Genomic DNA, 19,211 nt, shown 5'->3' with positions numbered 1-19,211 from the left:
GAATTCCCGATGAAACGCGAAGCCCTCACCCCGGACAAGCTGCGCGAGGCCTACCAGCATGTGTGGTTCGTGGTGGCCCGGTCCCAGGACATCGACACCCCGCAGTCTGCCACCCTGCTCGACCACAAGCTGGTGGTGTTCCGTGATTCCACCGGTGCGGCCCGGGTGACCGACCGGCGCTGCATCCACCGGGGCGGCAACCTGGCCGACGGCAAGGTCGTCGGCGACAGCATCGCCTGCCCGTACCACGGGTGGCGGTTCGACGGGCAGAGTGGGCAGTGCAGTCACATCCCGTCTCTGGCCGAGGGACAACGGATTCCGCCGAAGGCAGAGATCAAGTCCTATCCGGTGATCGAGCGATTCGAACACGTCTGGACGTGCCTGGGCGACCCGGTGTTCGACTTGCCACATCCGCCTGAGATCGGCGGCCTGGAGCTGGAATGGCGTGCGGCGGAGCCCATTCACGCCGAGTGCGGATTCATGGCGGCCACCGAGAACTTCCGGGACATGGCGCATTTCCCGTTCGTGCATGCGCCGTCGATGGGCGAGGTCAACCCGGTGGTGGACGAGCTGGCCGTCAAGCGTGACGGTCGTGAGGTGTGGGCGTCCTACTTCTACCCGGGGGTGCCCGATTCGGACTTCTCCGATGTCGGCGATGCCTGGATGCACTACCACTCCTACGCGCCGGGAATCGCGACCATCCTGTACGACTTCGGCGAGTCGCTCGGCAAGCGGTATCTGGTGGATTTCCCGTCGCCGGTCAGCTACGACAAGTGCATCATCTTCTGGGGTGTGGCCACCGACAAGGATTTCCGCGGCGGAACGGTCGACGAGATCCTGGAGATCGAGACGAAGGTCTTCAACGAGGACACCCCGGTGCTCGAAGGTCTTGAACCCAAGGAGGTTCCGCTTGCCGGGCAGGCGTTCGAGGTGTCGGCGCCGGCCGACATCTACACGCTGAACTACCGGCGCGCGACCCAGCATGCGGTGCAGACGATTCAGCAGGAGCGGAACCTGATCGCGGCGCAAGTCGAGGTGCCCGCCGAAAACGGCCACGCTCGGGTCTGAACCGGCAACCGCTACCTCTATGAAGCTGAATGTCATTCAACTGCGGCTGGAAGCCACCGACGTCATTTCGGTGGTGCTCGCCAGCCCCACCGGCGACCGGCTGCCCGCATGGGCAGCCGGTGCGCACATCCCCATCACATTGCCGTCCGGACGCGTCCGGCAGTACTCCCTGTGCGGTCCGCGCGACGATCCGTACCGGTACACCATCGCGGTGCTGCGGGTCGCCGACGGCCGCGGCGGCTCCCGCGAGGTGCACGAGATGCTGCGTATCGGCGACGTGGTCGAGGTCGGGGTGCCCCAGAACGCCTTCGCGCTGAGCCCGGCGCCGCGGTACCTCTTCATCGCCGGCGGTATCGGGATAACCCCGATCGCGGCGATGATCGATGAGTTACGCAGCGCCCCGGTCAGTCCCGAGTTCACGCTGATCTACGGGGGCCGTAGTCGGGCCGCCATGGCCTTTGCCGACCGCCTGGCCGGCATCGACGGCGTGTCGCTGATCCCGCAGGACGAGATGGGGCTGCCCGACATCGCCGGCGTGTTCGCCGACAGTCCGGCCGGGACCCATGTCTACTGCTGCGGCCCGGCGCCCATGCTGGCTGCCGTCGCCGACCTCAGCGCCGGCTACCCGGATGTCGAACTGCACGTCGAGCGGTTCGCCGCAACCGCGGCGCCCACCGGAGGGTTCGGTAACGGCGCCTTCGAGGTGGAGCTGGCCCGCACCGGTGCCACGGTGGTGGTCCCGCCGAACAAGAGCGTGCTGGAGGCGGTTCTCGATGCGGCCCCCGACACCGCGTTCTCGTGCACGAGTGGATTCTGCGGAACGTGTGAGACCAAGGTGCTCGCCGGCGAGGTCGACCATCGCGATGACCTGCTCACCGAGGCCGAGCGGGCGGCCAACACCTCGATGATGATCTGCGTATCCCGCTCTCTCGGCGGAAAGATCACGCTCGACCTGTGAGGACGCGTTCATGGCTCTAAACTCCGCTGCCATGAGCGTGCCCGCAGGAGTGTTCCGATGTCCGTCGATGACCAGCTAGCGGACGAGGACAGCATGACCTTAGAGGCGACACCCCACGATGGCACCGTGCTGCTCAGGGAATTGCTGGCCCAGCCGAGCCTGCATGTCGACACTTTGACGCCGATTCGCGATCTCGACCGGCCGATCCGCTATGTGTATCCCACCGAACTCGTCGACCCGTCGCAGTACCTGTCGGGGGAGGAGTTGATCCTCAGCATCGGGGTACCCGTAGCCGATCAGCCGGACGATTCGATCCGGCGCTACGTCGAGACCCTGAGCCGGCGGCGTGTCACTGCGCTGCTGGTCGGGTTGGGGGATCTGTTCGACGAACCGCCCGCAGCCCTGGTGAAGGCCTGCGTCGACTTGGACCTGCCATTGCTGGCCCAGCATGCCGCGGTGCCCTTCCGGCGGATCGTGGACTGGGCCGATTCCATGAGAATCGCCGATCGGGAGGTCGGAACGCGCGAGCGGGACCTGGGTTCGATACTGCGCTGGTTCATGGCAGGCACCCTGGGAGTCGGTCCGGTCGAGACTGCCCTCGCCGAATGTGGTCTGGCCGGAACCCCGGTAGCGGTGTGCGCGTTCACCACGGATGTCCACACCCGGGTGCACGAGCTCGTCGACCGGCATGCGGGTGCAATCGCGATACTCGATGACCGCATCGTGGCGCTGTGCCCCCATTCCGAACAGTTCGCTGCCGAACTGGCGGCCTCCGATCTGGTGTGCGGAGTCGCCATCGCCCCGGACGCCCAGTCCATGGTGTACGCGATTCCCGAGGCGCTCGAAGCGCTGCGTGAAGGTATCCGCTGGCGGCGCTCGGTGCACATCGAGGAGATCGCCACGCTGGACGGACTGCTGGCTGCGGTACCGAAAGTTCGTCTCGTGCCGTTCGTCCACCGGCTCTTGGTGCCGTTGGTCGACCACGACAAGCTGAACAACGGCTACCTGGTTCCGTCCCTGGAAGCTTTTCTGGCACCGGGCAACGACATCTCGACAGCCGCAAGCCAGCTGTACGTGCATGTGAACACGTTGCGCAACCGATTGGCCAAGATCGCCGAGCTCACCGGTGCCAACCCGCTCGATGAAACCGACCGGACCAATTTCCGGATTGCGTTGTGGGCGGCGCGGAACATGGGCATGGGCGTCGCTGACGCGGCTAAGCCGGTGCACGACAAGGTGATCCAGCTCGGGCGAGCGCCGCATACTCGGCCGTGAACTCGCCCCGGCGCCAGACCGGGACGTCGGCCGAACTGTAGATGTCTACAGCCTGACTCAGCTGTGGTGTGTTGTTGTCCAACTGCCCTGCTGAGCCGGGTGTTCGTCGGTAGTGTGACGTTTGTCGACAGAGCAGCTCCCGGCAACGCTAAGGAAACCTGTTGGTTCTCTACGAATTTCGTTGTGCGTCCGGTTGTGGCGTCACGAAGAAGATGTTCTCGATGAGCGCGCGTCCGGACGTGATCGACTGCCCTGACTGCCGGGGGCCGGCCCGCAGGACCGTCGCGGCCCCGAACCTGGGCCGAGGCGGCTCGACCGCCATGTCACTGCAGGACGCGACACGCGCGTCGGCCGACCGTCCCGCAGTGGTGGCCGGACCGCCAGCAGGCGGCCGGCGGCAGAAAGTCACCGCCAACCCGCTCCATCAGAAGTTGCCCCGTCCCTGAAGTCCGCGAAGGAGGATCGATGCCCGAACTGGTATTCCCGCTCGACTCGACCAAGAAGTTCACCGATCAGGAGAAGCTGGGCCACAACCGGTGGCACCCCGACATCCCGGCCGCGGTGACGGTCAAGCAGGGCGACTCGTTCCGGGTGCATTGTCGCGAATGGTTCGACGGTGCCATCGTCAACGACGATTCGGCCGACGACATCCTCAACGCACCGCTGACGACGGTGCACGTGCTCTCCGGCCCGATCGCCGTCGAAGGCGCCAAACCGGGCGATCTGCTGATCGTCGACATCCTCGACGTCGGCCCCATCCCGCAGGAGGATTCCGGGCCGCTGGCCGGCCAGGGTTGGGGCTACACCGGCATCTTTCCCAAGCTCAACGGCGGCGGCTTCCTCACCGATCAGTTCCCTGACGCCTACAAGGCGATCTGGGACTTCTCCGGTCAAAAGGCCACCTCACGGCACGTCCCGCACGTGGAGTTCACCGGCATCGTTCACCCCGGGCTGATGGGGACCGCGCCCTCGACCGGGCTGTTGGCGAAGTGGAACACCCGCGAGGCCGCACTGATCGCGACCGACCCCGACCGGGTGCCGCCGCTGGCCCTGCCGCCCGAACCGCGCGACGCGATCCTCGGCGGACTGACCGGGGACGCCTTCACCAAAGCCGCCGCCGAGGCGGCCCGCACCGCCCCACCCCGCGAGAACGGCGGCAACCAGGACATCAAGAACCTCACCAAGGGCAGCCGGGTGTTCTATCCGGTGTACGTCGACGGGGCCAACCTCTCCGTAGGCGACCTGCACTTCTCCCAGGGCGATGGCGAGATCACGTTCTGCGGTGCCATCGAGATGGGCGGCTTCATCGACCTGCGCGTCGACGTCATCCCCGGCGGCATGGAGACCTACGGTGTGAGCGAGAACGCAATATTCATGCCCGGCAACACCGATCCGCAGTACTCCGAATGGCTGGCATTCTCCGGCACCTCGGTCACCCTCGACGGTGAACAGCGCTACCTGGACTCGCACCTGTCCTACCAGCGGGCCTGCCTGCACGCGATCGACTATCTGACCAAGTTCGGCTACAGCCCTGAGCAGGCCTACCTGCTGCTGGGTGCTGCCCCCATCGAAGGCCGTCTGTCCGGCGTCGTCGACATTCCGAATGCCTGTGCGACGGTGTATATCCCGACCGCGATCTTCGATTTCCCGGTCGCGCCGTCGGTCACCGGGCCGGTGCAGATCGACCCTGGTATGGGGGCCCCGCACTCGTCGTTCAACTGACACCTCCGGACACCAGTCGCGGCGGGCCGGGCCGCGGTCGAACTATCCTCGTCACCGAGACGACCGCGTGCCCGCCCCGACCCGGGGCTTGGTGCAACCGGAAAGGATCGCGCAATGACCCCGCCCCCTGGTGCCTCGCGCCTCGGCACCCGGTTCGGACCCTACGAGCTGAAATCGCTGATCGGTGTCGGTGGCATGGGTGAGGTGTACCGGGCCTACGACACGGTCAAGGAACGCATGGTGGCGGTCAAGCTGCTGCGCACCGAGATCGCGGCAGACGCGAGCTTCCAGGAGCGGTTCCGGCGTGAGTCCCGGGTGGCGGCGCGGCTGCAGGAACCGCACGTGATCCCGGTGCACGATTTCGGCGAGATCGACGGTGTGCTGTACATCGACATGCGGCTGGTCGAGGGCGCCAGCGTCAAGGAGCTGCTGCGGACCAACGGCCCACTGTCCCCGGAGCGGGCCACCGCGATCGTCACGCAGGTGGCCGCGGCATTGGACGCCGCGCATGCCGACGGCCTGGTGCACCGTGACATCAAGCCGGAGAACGTCCTGCTCACCGCCGATGACTTCGCCTACCTGGTGGACTTCGGCATCGCTCACGTCGGGGGCGAGGCCAGCGTCACGATGACTGGTGTGCTGATCGGATCGAGTGCCTACATGGCGCCGGAGCGGTTCTCCGGTGGCCCGGTCGGGCCGGCTGCCGACGTCTATGCGCTGACGTGCCTGCTCTACGAGATGCTGATCGGCCGGCCACCGTTCGAGACGGGCGATCTGCGCCAGTTGATGAGCGCCCACATGTTCTCCCCGGCGCCGCGGCCGAGCATCATGCGCCGCGGCATCCCGCGCGCATTCGACGACGTCGTGGCCAAGGGCATGGCCAAGGACGCCGTCGACCGCTATCCCAGCGCCGGTGAACTGGCCAAGGCAGCCCGCGACGCGGCCGGTTCCAGTGCGGCTCCCGCACCGCCGCCGCTGCTGCCGCCCACTCCGGCGCCCGCACCCGCCCCTCCGCGGCTCACTCCGCAACCGCAACCGCAGCCGCAGCCGCCGTCACCGGGCACCCGCGAGTTCTCGTCGATCTACCCCAACCCGAACCACACCGGCTACACGCCGTACCCACCGCCGCCGCCCCCGCCACAGGCACAGCAGGCTCCGGCGCGCAAGCCGCGGTTCAGCCGGGCCCAGCTCACCTTGATCCTGGTGTCGGTGGGCCTGTTCGGGATCGCCGCCGTGTTGGCCGCGGTCCTGGCGAGCGGCGGCGACGGCGCCTCCACCAATGAGACGTTGACCGCGCCGACCCCGCCGAGCGCGACATCCGAGGCGCCGACGACGACCACGACCACGGCAGGGTCGGCGACGGCCAACGTGAGCGGCACCGACGACCAGGGCTTCGTCGACCACACCGCACGGTGCCCCGCGGGTAGCACCCCGGCCGCCGTGATCCGGACCGCGTCCTCACTGGCGGTGATCTGCCAGACCGGCTCCGACAGCTTCTCTTACCGCGGTGAGCGGCTCAGCGACGGCGCCAACCTCCAGATCCCCACCGCCGAACGGTCCGGCAACGGCTTCGTGGCCGTCAACCCCGCCGACGGTGCGCGCTATGAGGTGGGGCCCGACGGTCTCACGATCAGCAGCTACGGCAAGGTCGATTCGTCGGAACCGCCACTGGAATACGGCGAGCGCTGATACGCGACCGCGTGACATACGGCCGACGAAAAGCCCTGTCAGGAGGCCGTTTGCACTACGCGCGCCTTTGCTGAAACGGGGGCGTACACGGCGACCGGATTGGTCTTGCCCTTGAGCGCCAACCCCGGCCGGGGCTCGAAATCGCCTCGGTCCCCGGTGAGTTGACTCAACGTGGCGGCGGTCAGCAGCACGGTGTCGCCGGTCTGGCGGGTGGCGGTCTCGACCCGGGATGCGACGTTCACCGCGTCGCCGATCACCGAGAATTCCAAACGCCCTGCGCCACCGACATTTCCGGCCACCACCGGTCCGGAGTTCAGGCCCACGCCGACCGTCAGGCTGCCGCTGAACTCCTCGTGCACCGCGTCGGCGATCTGCAGCGCGGCACCGAAGGCGTCATCAGCGTGACGGTCCTGGCGCCGGGGTGCCCCGAAGACCGCCATCAGCCCGTCACCCGCGTATTTGTCGACGTGGCCGCCGTGGTCGTGCACGATCGGGACGATCCGCTCGAACAGCCGGTTCAGTGTCGTCACCACCTCGGTGGGCCGCAGCCGCTCGGCGAGTGTGGTGAATCCGCGCACGTCGACGAACATCAGGGTGACATCCATCTCCTGGGCTTCCAACGATCCGGCGGCGCACAGGATGTGTTCGGCCACATCGCGATCCACGTAAGTGCCGAACGTGTCGCGGATCCGTTCTCGCTCGGCCAGGCCGGCCGTCATGGTGTTGAAACCGGCTTGTAGCCGCCCGATTTCACTGACGTCGTCGACCTCGACCCGGGCGCTGAAGTCACCCGCTTGCACCTGGGCCAGGGCGCGGCGCAGCGCGGTGACCCGGTCGGTCACCGACCGGATGGCGATCAGGATCGCGAACAGGCCCACCACGATCGCCACCGCCACCAGGATCAGGATGGCAGCGAAGGTGCGCTCGGCCAGGAAGCCGATGTCGGCCAGATAGCTGGCCGCCAGCACCGCGATACCGAACAACGGAACTCCCGTCGCCAGGAGCCATGCCATCACCAGCCGGCGCCCGATCGTCGGTCCGAATCGTCGGTCCGGGGTGGCACCGTCGAGCGCCCGTGCCGACACCGGCCGCATGACCCGTTCGACGATCAGGTACCACACCGCGCTCGTCGAAATGCCGCCCAGCGCCACCACGCTGAAGATGTACACCGCGGTGGACACCTGCTGAGTGAGCGCCAGCGACCCGAAGATCACCGCCCCGACGCCCCACACCGCAGCGGACAACCGGACCGCCTCACCCGGGGCGCCCAGCGTCATCCGCTGTTCCCCCGCGGTGGGCGCACGCCCCTCGCTCAGCCAGGCCGTGCTGGCGGCGAACCGGTGGCGCCGTACCCGCAGCATCACCGGAACCGCGACCGCCAGGAACACGATGAGCACGCTGCCGCCGCGGATCAGCAGGCGATGGGTGTCCGCGGGGCTCAACACGATGGGCGCCGCGAAGGCCAGGAAGGCGCCGACGATCCCGCCGCCCCCGGCGCTGACCACGGCCGCACCCCACACCCACCGCTTGAACGTCTGGTCCCGAAGTTCGGCCCCGATGTCGGCGGGGGCGACAGCGATGGGAGTGTCGAGGTGTGCCAAGCCGTTGACGGTGGCGTCCATGAACAAAGCGTGCGCGCGTGGCGCGGGCGCTCGATAGGGTAGTCGGCTACCTGTTTCCTGCTCGGCGCACTGGGCCGTCGCGTCAATCCGCTCCGCTACTTGCCGGTGCCTTCGCGTCAATCCGCTCCGCTACTTGCCGGTGGCGTCGGATATCCCCACCGGCCCTTTAGTCTGGAATCGGATGCACGAACGGAACAAGGGGACACACATGTTGGTAGTGCTCGGTTATGACGGGTCGCTGGCGGCCAACGCGGCGATCCGCAGCGGCGCCGCACTGTTCCCGGCCGCCGACGCAGTGGTCGTCTATCTGTGCACGCCGCCGTTCGGCAGCAAGGGGTTACGGGCCCGGCTGCGGCATTCGGCGCGCAATGTCGACGAGTTGATCGATCTGGTCGATCACGAAAGCGAGGGTGAGGCCGCACGGTTGGTCGACGCCGGCGTCATCCTGGCGCGAGCGGCCGGCTGGAATCCCGAGCCGCTGGTCAAGCGCACCTGGGCGGGCGAGGGCCTGGGGTTGGCGCAGGTGGCCGAACAACTCGAACCCGACGTGTTGATCGTCGGTGCCCGAGGGATCGGTGCGAGCGACTCGAAGCTCGGCAGTGTCTCGGACCTCGTGGTGCACCACGCGCCCCGTGCGGTGCTGGTGGTGTCCCAGACCATGCTCTCGGCGGAATACGACGCGGTGGCCGAGGGTCCGGTCGTGGTCGGCGTGGACGGCTCAGCCGGTTCGGAGCGAGCGCTGAGTGCCGCCCGGGCCCTGTTCCCGGCCCGTGAGGTGGTCACAGTCGGGGTGGACGACGGCGGCGCGGTTGACGTTGCCGCAGCCCAGGCGGCGCATCTCGTACCCAGATTCCGCGGGTCCGGCGCCGGAGCGACCGCTGACGCATTGGTCGCCTTTGCCGAAGATCAACGGGCCGCTGTCGTCGTCGTGGGCTCGCGCGGGCGGTCGGCGCTGAAGAAGGTGCTGCTGGGCAGTGTGGCTGCCGCGACGCTGCAGCGCACCTACCGTCCGGTCCTGGTGGTTCCGGGCGGCTAGCCTCGGCGGCCTTGACGCTCTGCTGCGCGTTCGGCCGCACGGGAGTGTTCGGCGGCCGAGACCACGACCGCGTCAGGGCCGGGATAGACCGTCGCTTCATGGCCGGTGACCAGCCACCGCACCACAAACGGTGGAGATCCGTCCTCGGTGCGCACCTCGAGGATCTCGGCGTGCTGATCGTGCTGGTCGGTGGTGGTGCCTTTGACTACCAGAAAATCGCCGACGTGGGCTTTCATCGTCCGCTCCCTTCGCCGTACCAGGCGGACACTCCTATCGTGCGCGCGTCGGGCCGCGGAAGGAACCGTGCGCCGAGAAGATTCACACGTGAACATCGCGGAGGCCGCGCGCGTTGCGCAGGCCTGAGCAGTTGTAGCAGCCCACGCAGCCGACGCAGTCGCGGCAGCGGGCGCAGCCGAGGCAACCCACACACCGCAGGCACGCGAAGCAGCCGATACAGGCCAGACAGCCCATCATCGCGAATGACAGCAGGGTGAGCGCGCTTCCGAATACGGCGGCGCTGCCGGCCGTCGCCGCCGAGCCGGCCACCCCGGCGCTGGACGCGGTGGCCGCCGATCCTGCGACTCCCGCGCTGGTGACGGTCGCGGCCGAGCCGGCCACCGCCGCGCTGGCCGCAGTGGCGGCCGAGCCGGCGACCGCCATACTGCGATGCGTCGCGGGGGAGAGCGTGGTGGTCCTCATCCCGCTGTCTTGCCCGCGTCGACGATGTACACCGCGCCGTGCACTGCGGCGGCGTCGTCACTGGCCAGGAATGCGATGGTTTTGGCGACGTCGGCCACGTCCATCATTCCGCGGGGCGCGGCGATCCTCATGATCAGGTTCCAGTCGGCGTTCTCCGGTGCGGCGAACTCGGTGGTCTGCGGGGTGAGCATGCCGCCCGGGCACACCGCGTTGACGCGAAGCCGCTCCGAGGTGAACTCGATGGCCAGGGCACGGGTGAGGCCGACGAGCCCGTGCTTGGCCGCGCAGTATCCGGCCGAGTAGACCTCACCCTCGATTCCGGCGATGGAGGCGACGTTGACGATGTTGCCGCCGGCCTCCAGCAGATGGGGCAGGGCCGCCCGGCACAGGAAGAACGGACCGTTCAGGTTGACCGCGAGATCCTTGTCCCAGTCCTCATCGGTGACCGAGACGGTGTGGCGCATCTGGTGGAATCCCGCGACGTTGATCAGGGCGTCGAGGCGGCCGAACTTCTCGACACACTGGGCCACCGCGTCCCGGCAGGCTTCCGAGGAGGAGATGTCCACCGAGGCATAAGCGCCGCCGGGCACGTCCTCGAAGACTGTCGCCATCCGCTCGGCGTCGCGGGCGACACCGAACACCGAGGCGCCGCGTGCAGCGAACAATTGGGCCACTGCCGCGCCGAGACCCGATGAGGCACCGGTGACCAACGCGACCTTTCCATCCAGAGCTGTCATGGCTCACACCTTCTCACGCGGTCTGGCGGGGGCTGACTGGGTGGCTTAAATCAATGGTGGCCGGTATTCGACATCGTTATCGTGACGAGGATGAATCAGCCGGATCTGGACGTGCGAATTCAGGCCTACTACACCAACCAGTTCACCGAATCCGAGCGGCTGCGAACCCGATCGGCACAGGGGCGGTTGGAATTCGAGCGTGTCCAGGAACTAGTCGGCGCACGGATCGCGCCGCGGTCGAGGATTCTGGATATCGGGGGTGCGACGGGTGTCCATGCGGCCGCCCTCGCCGAGCAGGGGCATGACGTGGTTCTGATCGACCCGGTACCCGACCATGTGGCGACTGCTCGCCGCTGCGGCACCTTCACCGCCGAGATCGGCGATGCTCGCGACCTCAACTTCCCGGATGATGCGTTCGACGTCGTCCTGATGTTCGGTCCGCTGTATCACATTGTTTCCCAACACATCCGGATCAATTGCCTGAGGGAGGCAAAACGGGTCGCACGGTCCGGTGGCTGGCTGTTTGCGGCGGCAATCACCCGGTTCGCCTGCCACACCGTCAACACCCTGGGGCGGGACGATCTCACGGGTGCGACATATCCCGCCGAGCTGATCGCACTGCTGGAGCGCGGGGACGCGCCTGCTACCGTCCGATTCCCGGGCGGCCATTTCCACACCGGTGAAGAACTCCTGCAGGAGATGGCAGCGGCAGGCTTGCCCGACGCAGAGGCTCACGCCATCGAAGGTGCCAATGGATTTGCCCTGGAGGAGCTTCCGGTCGTCGATGAGGAGATCCACCAGGCGGCGATGAGCTTGGTTCGGCTCAGTGGCCATCTCCCCGGCATCAGGGACATGACCAACCATCTGATGGGTATCGCCCGCATCCGCAAGTAGATCCGGTTGAGGATGTCAGGCCCGCTGCCGCGGTCTGGCGGGCGGAACCGCGGCCAGTAGTGTGCGCGTGTAGGAGTGCTCAGGTGCGGTGAACAGTTCGGTGGCCGGGCCGTACTCGATGACTTCGCCGGCCCGCATCACCAGCACGTCGTGACACATCCGCCGCACCACCGCCAGGTCGTGCGCGATGAACAGGTAGGTCAATCCCAGCTCGCGCTGCAGCTCGGACAAGAGGTCCAGCACCCGTGACTGCACCGACACATCCAGGGACGCCGTCGACTCGTCGAGGATGACCACGTCGGGTTTGGTGGCCAGCGCCCGGGCGATACTGACCCGCTGCCGCTGGCCGCCGGACAGCTCGTGCGGATACCGTGACGCGAAATCTGTTGGCAGTCCCACAAGTTCGAGCAACTCAGCCACCCGCTCGGCGCGGGCCCGACGCCCCGTGGCCAACCGGTGCACGCGCAGCGGTTCGCCGATCGCAGCGCTGACCCGGGCCCGCGGATCGAGTGAAGCGAACGGATCCTGGAACACCAGGCTGATCCGCCGGCGCAGGGCGCGCCCGCCGGCGAAGACGTCCTCGCCGTCCAGCGTCGCGGTACCCGCCGACGGCTCCGCCAGCCCGGTGAGCGCGGCGGCCACCGTCGACTTGCCCGACCCTGATTCGCCGACGATCCCCAGCGTTGTCGCGCGTCGCAGCTGAAACGAGACGTCCTTGACGGCATGCACCGATCCGTACCGCACGTCAAGTTCGTTGATGTGCAACAGAACCGGTGTATCGGCCGGGGCGGGTGCGGGTCCGGCGCCGTCGAGCAGCGGCCGGGCTGCCAGCAACTCGCGGGTGTAGGCGTGCTGGGGATGATCGAAGACCTCGAGGATCGGTGCCTGTTCGACGGCCTCGCCGTCGCGCAGCACGGTCACCTCATCGGCTACCTGGCCGATGACCCCGAGGTCGTGACTGATCCACACCACCGCAGTTCCGAAATCCCGCTGCAGATCGGCCACCAGCTCGATGATCTGGGCCTGGGTGGTGACGTCGAGCGCGGTCGTCGGTTCATCGGCGATGAGCAGTTCCGGATCGCAGGCCAGGGCGATCGCGATCATCACCCGCTGACGCTGCCCGCCGGACAGTTGGTGCGGGTACGCATCGAGCCGATCGGGGGACAGTCCGACCGCCTCGAGCAGCTCACCGGCCCGCACCCGCGACTGGCGCCGGGTCATCTTGCGGTGTGTCTCAAGGGTTTCGGTGATCTGCCGTTCCAGGGACAGCAGAGGGTTCAGCGACGTCCCGGGATCCTGGAAGACGAACCCGACGCGGCCGCCGTGCACCGCGCGCAGCGCCCGCGCCGACGCCCCGATCAACTGGGAACCGCCGGCCAAGGTGCTGGTGCCCATGACCACGGCACCCGGTGCGTCCAACAAGCCGGTGGCGGCCAGCACCGTCATCGACTTACCCGATCCGGACTCACCGACGATGCCGACGGTCTGCTCACGGTGCACCTCGAAGGCCACACCCCGTACGATCTCGCGGCGACCGATCGCTACTCGCAGATCGTTGACCTCCAGCACCGGCTGGCTCATTTGCGCCCTGCCCTTCTCGCCTCGATCGAAGTGCGCTGTTTCGGATCGAGCACATCGCGCATCCCGTCGCCGAACAGGTTGAAAGCCAACACCATCACGAAGATCGCCGCGCCCGGGAACACCGCCATCCACCAGGCCAGCGTGACAAATCCCTGAGCGTCGAAGATCATCCGGCCCAGTGACGGCTGCGGCGGTTGGATGCCCAGCCCGAGGAACGACAGTGCGGCCTCGGCCAGGATCGCGAATGCCAACGACAGGGACAGCTGAACGATCAACGGCCCGGCGATGTTCGGCAGGATGTGCCGGATCAGGATGTAGCCGTCACCGGTGCCCATGCTCCGCGACACCGCGACGAACGGCTCCACCCGCACGCCGAGCGCCGACGCCCGGGCGACCCGCGCGAAGATCGGGATGTAGACGATCCCGATGGCTAGCATCGTGGTGGTGATGCCGGGCCCGAGGACCGCCACGATCGCCAGCGCGAGCAGCAACACCGGGAAGGCGAACATGACGTCGACGACGCGCATCACCACGGTGTCGATCCACCCGCCCCGGTAGCCGGCGAGCACACCGACCAGCACGCCGATCACCGCGGCCAGCGCGACGGAGACCACCGCGACCCGAAGCGAGGCCGCGATCGCCACCAGCACACGTGAGAACACGTCGCGGCCAAGCTCATCGGTGCCGAACCAGTGCGCGGTGCCGGGGCTCTGCAGCGCATTGGGTACGTCGATGTCGTTGATGCCGTACGGGGCGATCCAGGATGCGGATACCGCGACGATCAGCACCGCCAGCAGTACCGCGGCGCTGACCGCGGTGACCGGATTCGACAACAGCAGCCGCCAGGATGCGACGCGGGAATCTTGGGTGGTGGTCACGACAGCCGGATTCTCGGGTCGACGACCGCATACAGCACGTCCACCAGCAGGTTGATCAGCAGGAACAGCACCGCGATCAACAACACCGCACCCTGGATCACGGGATAGTCCCGCGCGGCAACGGAATTGAACACCAATCGGCCCAAACCCGGCCAGGCGAAGACCACTTCCACCACGATGACCCCACCGAGGATCGTGGCCAGCTGGATCCCGGTGATGGTCAACACCGGCAGCAGCGCGTTGCGCACGATGTGGCGGAAAGTGACCACCGGCGGTGCCAGGCCCTTGGACCGGGCGGTGCGGACGTAGCCCATGGCGGCGACCTCCAGCACCGCCGAGCGCACGTAGCGCGTCATGATGGCGCCGGCCACCAGACCGACCGTCAGACCGGGCAGGACGATGTGGCGCAGCCAGCCGCCCGGATCACCCAGCAGCGGACGGTATCCGGAGGTGGGTAACCAGCCCAGCGTCGAGGCGAACACGCCGATCAGCAGGATGCCCAACCAGAAATCCGGCACCGATACCCCGAACTGACTGGCGACCCGCACGATCGCGTCGCTGGCCCGGCCCTCCCGTAGCGCGGCGAAGATCCCGGCGGGCAGCGCGATCACCAGGGCGATGAGGATGCCGACCACCCCGAGAGACAAGGTGGCGGGCAGCCGGTCGAGCAGGGTCACCGTGACCGGGTCGCCGTTGCGGAAGCTGACGCCGAGGTCGCCGGTCAGTGCTGAGCCGAGATACGAGAAGAACTGCTCGACGATGGGGCGGTCCATGCCGCTGGCCGCTCGCAGCGCGTCGTAGGCCTGCGGGGTGTAGCGGGTGCCGAGCGCGATGCGGACCGGATCGCCCGGCACCAGGTGTACCAGGGCGAATACCACCACGAGCACGCCGATGAGCACCACCGCCGAGTACAGCAGCCGGCGGGCCAGGAACTCCACGATCGGATGGTTCGCACGAATCGTGCTCAAAGCCTTTTGGGTCACCGGGTTTCATCTCCGTCAAGGTCGGCGGTGCGGAACCGGACGGCACCGTCGCGGCGCACCTGATACCCCGACAGGTTGTTGGCCCAGGCCTGGATCACCGACGGGTTGTACAGGTAGATGTAGCTGGCCTGGTCCGCGATCCGGGTTGCGGCCTTGGCGTAGATGTCTTTTCGCTTGGCGACATCGGTTTCGGTACGGCCGGCATCCAGCAGTCGGTCCACCTCGGGGTCGGAGAACTTCTGCGCATTGCTCGTGCCGTGCGTGTGGTGCTGGGCGTAGTAGAAATCGTCCGGGTCGATGTTTCCCAGCCACCCCATCATCAGCATGTCGAAATGCCCGGTGTTCTGCTCATCCAGCCAGGTGGCGAAGTCCACCGTGCGGATGTTCACCGTGATGCCAAGGGCCGCAAGGTTGTCGGCGATGATCTGGGCGGCCGTCACGGTCTCGGGATACTCACTGGTCACCAGCATGTCGAGCTGCTTCGGGGCCGCACCGGCCTGACCCAACAGGGCCTTGGCCTCATCGGGGTCATACCGGTAGCGGCGATAGTCGGTGAACCACGGGCTGCCGCGCGGGATCGCCAGCTGGTTGACCTCCGCGGTGCGGTAGCTGGTGGCCGCGGCGATCGCATCCCGGTCGATGGCGTAAGCGATGGCCTCGCGCACCCGCGGGTCATTCCATGGCGGCCGGGCTTCGTTGAGCGCCAGATACCAGTAGTCGTTTCCCGGAGTGAGCGCCAGCGTCAGCGAGTCGTCGTCGCGCAACTGTGCCACCCGCTGCGGCGGCACCGAATCTGTCCAATCGATCTCGCCGGCCTGCAGCGCCGACAACGCCGTCGTCGGCTCGGAGATGAACCGGAACGTCACCCCGGAAACCGGGGGAGCACCTCCCCAATAGTGCGGGTTGGCCTTGAGCGTGATGGAGTCACCGCTGCGCCGTCCGGCGAACGAGAACGGGCCGGTGCCGATCGGATGGGTGGCGATCTGCCCGCTCTCGACGTTGGCGCGCTGCACGATCGCCATGCCCTTGAACCCGCCGAGGTTGGTCAGCAGGTTCGGGGTGGGCCGGCGGACCGTGATCCGCACGGTCGCCGGGTCCGGCGCGGTGACACTGCTGAGGGCACTGAACTTGTCGACGTTGGTCAGTTGTTCGTCGATGATGCGCCGGTACGAATAGACCACGTCGTCGGCGGTCAGCGGGCTGCCATCATGCCAGCGCACGCCGTCGCGAAGGTGAAACGTCCAGGTGAGTTGGTCGTCGCTGACCTCCCAGGACTGCGCCAGCGCCGGTCGCATCTGTAGGTCCTCGTCGGGCTCGACCAGCGTGTCGAACACGTTCTCCAACACTTCGAACGAGAAATAGGCGCTGGTTCGGTGTGGGTCGAGCTGATCGGGTTCCCCTGCGATGGCCGCGATGAGATTGCCCGACGACTCGTCGCCCAGGTCGATTCGGCTGCCCGTCGAACACGCCGCCGAGCAGGCAGCCAGCACGAATACCAGGACTGCCGCCAACGTTTTCATCGCTGGTCGTGTCGTCACGATTACTCCAGGATCACCGCGGGCGATCCGCCGTACGCTCACCCGCTGGGGCCGCCACGGGGGCCGGCGTGAGATATCCGGACCCATACCGGTGACGACGCTGATGAAGACTGCGATACTCACCCATTGTGACCTTCAAGCGCGCGGCGGCCGCGACCGCCCTGATGTCGGCTCTGGGAATCGGACTCAGCCTGGGGGTTGCCGCCCCGGCACAGGCCGATCCCGTCATGCAGGGCGTCTACACCTACACCCAGGACGGCATGGACCCGCAGACCTGGACGGTGTACCCGTCCTGCGTCCCGGTGGTCGGCGATCTGCGTGAGCCGCTCGAACTGGCGGTGGCATGCCGACTGCACGTCGCGACGACCAAAGACCTCAAGGGCGGCGACGCACGGCTCGCCGGCGGGGTGTGGACGTATTCGACGGCGGCGATCGAAGGCATGCAGTGCCCGGACGGCAGCTGGGAGCCGACCACCGAGACCTACAAGTTCGACGATATTGCGATGACCGGCACCCGCAGCGTGGCCCACAACCAGGCATGTGGCGGCACCATCGAGCCGGCGATCCTCAACTTCCCGTTCAAGCTGGCGTTCAAGGAGCCGTTGCCGAAGCCCGTCGACGTCTACCCGCTCGACTGCGAGCCGGGTGGCTTGCGGTGGTGCACCTAGGCGTAAGGACCGAGGGGGAGTGCTACCGCTGATCGACGGCAAAGTCGTCGACATCACCGGGCCCGGCCGCACCGACCGGTTCGGCGTCACCGCCACCGATCTCGGAGCGTCGATCGTCGCGCCCAACGGCAAGCTGGTGTCGGTATTCGGCGACACGTTCTCCGGCAGCCGCGTCGGGCAGGGCGACTGGCGTTCACCGGTGGTGCTGATCGGCTCCGGCGACGCCAACCACGAGATCGTCTACGAATTCGCCGGGGGAGCCGACCCCACCTACGCGCGCCAACTGTGGCACTACATCCACGACGACGAGGCATCCGGTTGGCGGCATGGTGGAATCAGCACCGTGATCCCGTCGGATCTGCTGCGGGTGGGCGACTCGCTGTACCTACATGCGATCGTCAATCATGGCTTCGGCACGGTGATCTGGACCGAGATCTGGCGCTCCGACGACAGCGGGGTGTCGTGGACCCATCTGGGTGAGGAGGCGAAGTTCCCGGCCGACCTGCACGATGGTTACGCCCAATGCTGGTCGTGGGACTTCGATCCCCACGACGGTTGGGTGTACGTGGTGGCCACGGGATTTCAGCGCGACAAGGGCATCATCCTGATGCGGGTCCGGCCCGATCAGATCGGCCGGCGGTCGCAGTACGTCAGTTGGGGGTTCACCAACGGACGCTGGCAGTGGGGGCGGCAGGCCACGCCGATCACCCCGCCGGACGAGACCTGGGGTGAGCTGACCTTCCGCCGCACCGCTCCCGGCAGATGGGTCCTGGGCGGATTCCTGGCCTCCTCATACGCATTGGGCTACCGGGTGGTGTCCTCCCCGGTGGCCAACATGTACACCACCCCGGTGCAGACACCGATCGTCGGATCGTCGTGGGAGGCCGAGGACCAGGCCCACAACAAGGTCGCCCAGCTCTACGGCGGCTACCTGCTGCCGGGCTCCCGCTTCGGCATCACCGGCGGCGTCGGGCTGGTGGTCTCACAATGGCGCACCGACACGGGATGGCCTTACCGGGCAATGCAGTTCAAGGCCGGGCTGAAGGACACCTCCAAGACGCCGCGTCAGCCCGATCCCGTCAACCTGTGACCGTCAGGCGGTGAACCCGCCGTCGACGTTCCAGTTCGCCCCGGTGACGAACCCGGATTCCGGGCCGGCCAGGAAGCTCACCACGGCCGCGATGTCGCTGGTGTGCCCATAGCGGCCCAGTGCGACGACTCCCTTTGCCGCCTCGGCGAACTCGCCTTGATCGGGGTTCATGTCGGTATCGATCGGACCCGGCTGCACGTTGTTGACCGTGATCCCGCGCGGGCCCAGCTCGCGGGCCAGGCCTCGGGTCAGCGAGGCGACCGCGCCTTTGGTCATCGCGTAGGCCGACAACCCCGGCTCGGGTACCCGGTCGGCGTTGATGCTGCCGATGTTGATGATCCGGGCCCCCTCGCCGAGATGGGCCACTGCGGCGCGGATGGCGGCGAACACGCCACCGATATTGACCGCCACCAACCGGTCGAATTGCTCTTGCGGGAAGTCGTCGATCGGCGAAATCACCGCCACCCCAGCGTTGTTGACCAGGACATCCAGACCACCGAGATCTGCCACGGCGCGCTCGACCGCGCCGGCGACCTGGGCCGGATCGGCGCTGTCGGCCTGGATCGCCACGGCCTTGGCACCGTCGGCCGTGAGCTCGGCGACCAGCTTGTCGGCCTCGGCCGCCGACGATCCGTAGGTGAACGCCACGGCGGCGCCGTCGGCGGCCAGGCGCCGGACGATCTCTGCGCCGATCCCGCGGGAGCCTCCGGTCACCAGTGCGCGCCGCCCGGCCAGGGATGCAGATGTCATGTCGTTTCCTTCCACGCGTTAAA

At 67.5% G+C, this 19,211-nt stretch carries 19 protein-coding genes; 10 read left to right on the top strand and 9 right to left on the bottom strand.

From position 1 onward, the window contains the following. Positions 1-9 precede the first annotated feature (9 nt). The 6 genes from ACZYZ7_RS25525 to ACZYZ7_RS25500 all read left to right on the top strand — a co-directional run bounded on the left by ACZYZ7_RS25525 (position 10) and on the right by ACZYZ7_RS25500 (position 6,712). Positions 10-1,068: a Rieske 2Fe-2S domain-containing protein gene (locus ACZYZ7_RS25525; RefSeq protein WP_450070757.1), complete on the top strand. Its 1,059-nt coding sequence runs from the start codon at positions 10-12 to the stop codon at positions 1,066-1,068. A gap of 19 nt (positions 1,069-1,087) precedes the next feature. Beyond that, entirely contained in the window at positions 1,088-2,026 is a 939-nt protein-coding gene (locus ACZYZ7_RS25520; RefSeq protein ID WP_450070756.1) for a PDR/VanB family oxidoreductase, read from the top strand. A 93-nt stretch (positions 2,027-2,119) separates the two neighbouring features. Beyond that, entirely contained in the window at positions 2,120-3,301 is a 1,182-nt protein-coding gene (locus ACZYZ7_RS25515) for a PucR family transcriptional regulator (protein WP_286175069.1), read from the top strand. Between the two features lie 221 nt (positions 3,302-3,522). Beyond that, a complete protein-coding gene (locus ACZYZ7_RS25510) occupies positions 3,523-3,747 on the top strand; it encodes a zinc ribbon domain-containing protein (RefSeq protein ID WP_450070755.1) in 225 nt (74 codons plus the stop codon). Between the two features lie 19 nt (positions 3,748-3,766). Next, positions 3,767-5,023 carry a formamidase gene (fmdA, locus tag ACZYZ7_RS25505; RefSeq protein ID WP_463742110.1) on the top strand — a complete coding sequence of 419 codons (1,257 nt, stop codon included), beginning with the start codon at positions 3,767-3,769 and terminating at the stop codon, positions 5,021-5,023. Positions 5,024-5,137: 114 nt separating this feature from the next. After that, positions 5,138-6,712 carry a serine/threonine-protein kinase gene (locus tag ACZYZ7_RS25500; RefSeq protein ID WP_463742109.1) on the top strand — a complete coding sequence of 525 codons (1,575 nt, stop codon included), beginning with the start codon at positions 5,138-5,140 and terminating at the stop codon, positions 6,710-6,712. Between the two features lie 38 nt (positions 6,713-6,750). Here the strand turns inward: ACZYZ7_RS25500 and ACZYZ7_RS25495 are convergent, their stop codons facing one another. Next, positions 6,751-8,334 carry an adenylate/guanylate cyclase domain-containing protein gene (locus ACZYZ7_RS25495; protein ID WP_463742108.1) on the bottom strand — a complete coding sequence of 528 codons (1,584 nt, stop codon included), beginning with the start codon at positions 8,332-8,334 and terminating at the stop codon, positions 6,751-6,753. A 208-nt stretch (positions 8,335-8,542) separates the two neighbouring features. On the opposite strand from ACZYZ7_RS25495, the gene ACZYZ7_RS25490 reads away from it, so the two are divergent. Further along, positions 8,543-9,370 (top strand): universal stress protein, encoded by an 828-nt coding sequence (locus ACZYZ7_RS25490; RefSeq protein ID WP_463742107.1) that lies wholly within the window; start codon positions 8,543-8,545, stop codon positions 9,368-9,370. Here the strand turns inward: ACZYZ7_RS25490 and ACZYZ7_RS25485 are convergent. The 3 genes from ACZYZ7_RS25485 to ACZYZ7_RS25475 form a co-directional block, all read right to left on the bottom strand. Further along, positions 9,367-9,606, bottom strand: coding sequence for a DUF1918 domain-containing protein (locus ACZYZ7_RS25485; protein WP_135456006.1), 240 nt, complete (start codon positions 9,604-9,606; stop codon positions 9,367-9,369). The genes ACZYZ7_RS25490 and ACZYZ7_RS25485 overlap by 4 nt on opposite strands. Positions 9,607-9,688: 82 nt before the next feature. Next, complete coding sequence (locus tag ACZYZ7_RS25480; protein ID WP_463742106.1) at positions 9,689-10,069, bottom strand: hypothetical protein; 381 nt, start codon at positions 10,067-10,069, stop codon at positions 9,689-9,691. Beyond that, positions 10,066-10,806 carry an SDR family NAD(P)-dependent oxidoreductase gene (locus tag ACZYZ7_RS25475; RefSeq protein WP_135456002.1) on the bottom strand — a complete coding sequence of 247 codons (741 nt, stop codon included), beginning with the start codon at positions 10,804-10,806 and terminating at the stop codon, positions 10,066-10,068. Before ACZYZ7_RS25475 ends, ACZYZ7_RS25480 begins: the two co-directional genes overlap by 4 nt. Before the next feature lie 90 nt (positions 10,807-10,896). On the opposite strand from ACZYZ7_RS25475, the gene ACZYZ7_RS25470 reads away from it, so the two are divergent. Continuing rightward, the gene (locus ACZYZ7_RS25470) at positions 10,897-11,700 is read left to right on the top strand and encodes a class I SAM-dependent methyltransferase (RefSeq protein WP_135456000.1); all 804 of its coding nucleotides are present in this window, start codon (positions 10,897-10,899) and stop codon (positions 11,698-11,700) included. 15 nt (positions 11,701-11,715) lie between these two features. Here the strand turns inward: ACZYZ7_RS25470 and ACZYZ7_RS25465 are convergent, their stop codons facing one another. Genes ACZYZ7_RS25465 through ACZYZ7_RS25450 form a run of 4 tightly spaced genes read right to left on the bottom strand, consistent with a single transcriptional unit; the run spans position 11,716 to position 16,662 of the window. Beyond that, complete coding sequence (locus ACZYZ7_RS25465; protein WP_463742105.1) at positions 11,716-13,281, bottom strand: dipeptide ABC transporter ATP-binding protein; 1,566 nt, start codon at positions 13,279-13,281, stop codon at positions 11,716-11,718. Then, positions 13,278-14,159, bottom strand: a complete 882-nt coding sequence (locus ACZYZ7_RS25460) for an ABC transporter permease (RefSeq protein WP_135455996.1) — start codon at positions 14,157-14,159, stop codon at positions 13,278-13,280. The genes ACZYZ7_RS25465 and ACZYZ7_RS25460 overlap by 4 nt, the downstream gene beginning before the upstream one ends. Next, entirely contained in the window at positions 14,156-15,142 is a 987-nt protein-coding gene (locus ACZYZ7_RS25455; protein WP_463742104.1) for an ABC transporter permease, read from the bottom strand. Before ACZYZ7_RS25455 ends, ACZYZ7_RS25460 begins: the two co-directional genes overlap by 4 nt. Then, the gene (locus tag ACZYZ7_RS25450) at positions 15,139-16,662 is read right to left on the bottom strand and encodes an ABC transporter substrate-binding protein (RefSeq protein WP_463742144.1); all 1,524 of its coding nucleotides are present in this window, start codon (positions 16,660-16,662) and stop codon (positions 15,139-15,141) included. Before ACZYZ7_RS25450 ends, ACZYZ7_RS25455 begins: the two co-directional genes overlap by 4 nt. A 146-nt stretch (positions 16,663-16,808) precedes the next feature. On the opposite strand from ACZYZ7_RS25450, the gene ACZYZ7_RS25445 reads away from it, so the two are divergent. Both ACZYZ7_RS25445 and ACZYZ7_RS25440 read left to right on the top strand, forming a co-directional pair. Next, the gene (locus ACZYZ7_RS25445) at positions 16,809-17,348 is read left to right on the top strand and encodes a hypothetical protein (RefSeq protein ID WP_463742103.1); all 540 of its coding nucleotides are present in this window, start codon (positions 16,809-16,811) and stop codon (positions 17,346-17,348) included. 19 nt (positions 17,349-17,367) lie between these two features. Beyond that, positions 17,368-18,438, top strand: a complete 1,071-nt coding sequence (locus ACZYZ7_RS25440) for a DUF4185 domain-containing protein (RefSeq protein ID WP_463742102.1) — start codon at positions 17,368-17,370, stop codon at positions 18,436-18,438. Between the two features lie 3 nt (positions 18,439-18,441). Here ACZYZ7_RS25440 and ACZYZ7_RS25435 read toward each other — a convergent pair whose 3' ends face one another. Further along, entirely contained in the window at positions 18,442-19,188 is a 747-nt protein-coding gene (locus tag ACZYZ7_RS25435) for a 3-oxoacyl-ACP reductase family protein (RefSeq protein ID WP_463742101.1), read from the bottom strand. Positions 19,189-19,211: the final 23 nt, after the last annotated feature.

Source organism: Mycobacterium sp. IDUB_17, assembly GCF_055419465.1.
The sequence above is the reverse complement of the archived record's forward strand: the minus strand, read 5'-3'. Positions and strand labels throughout refer to the sequence as shown.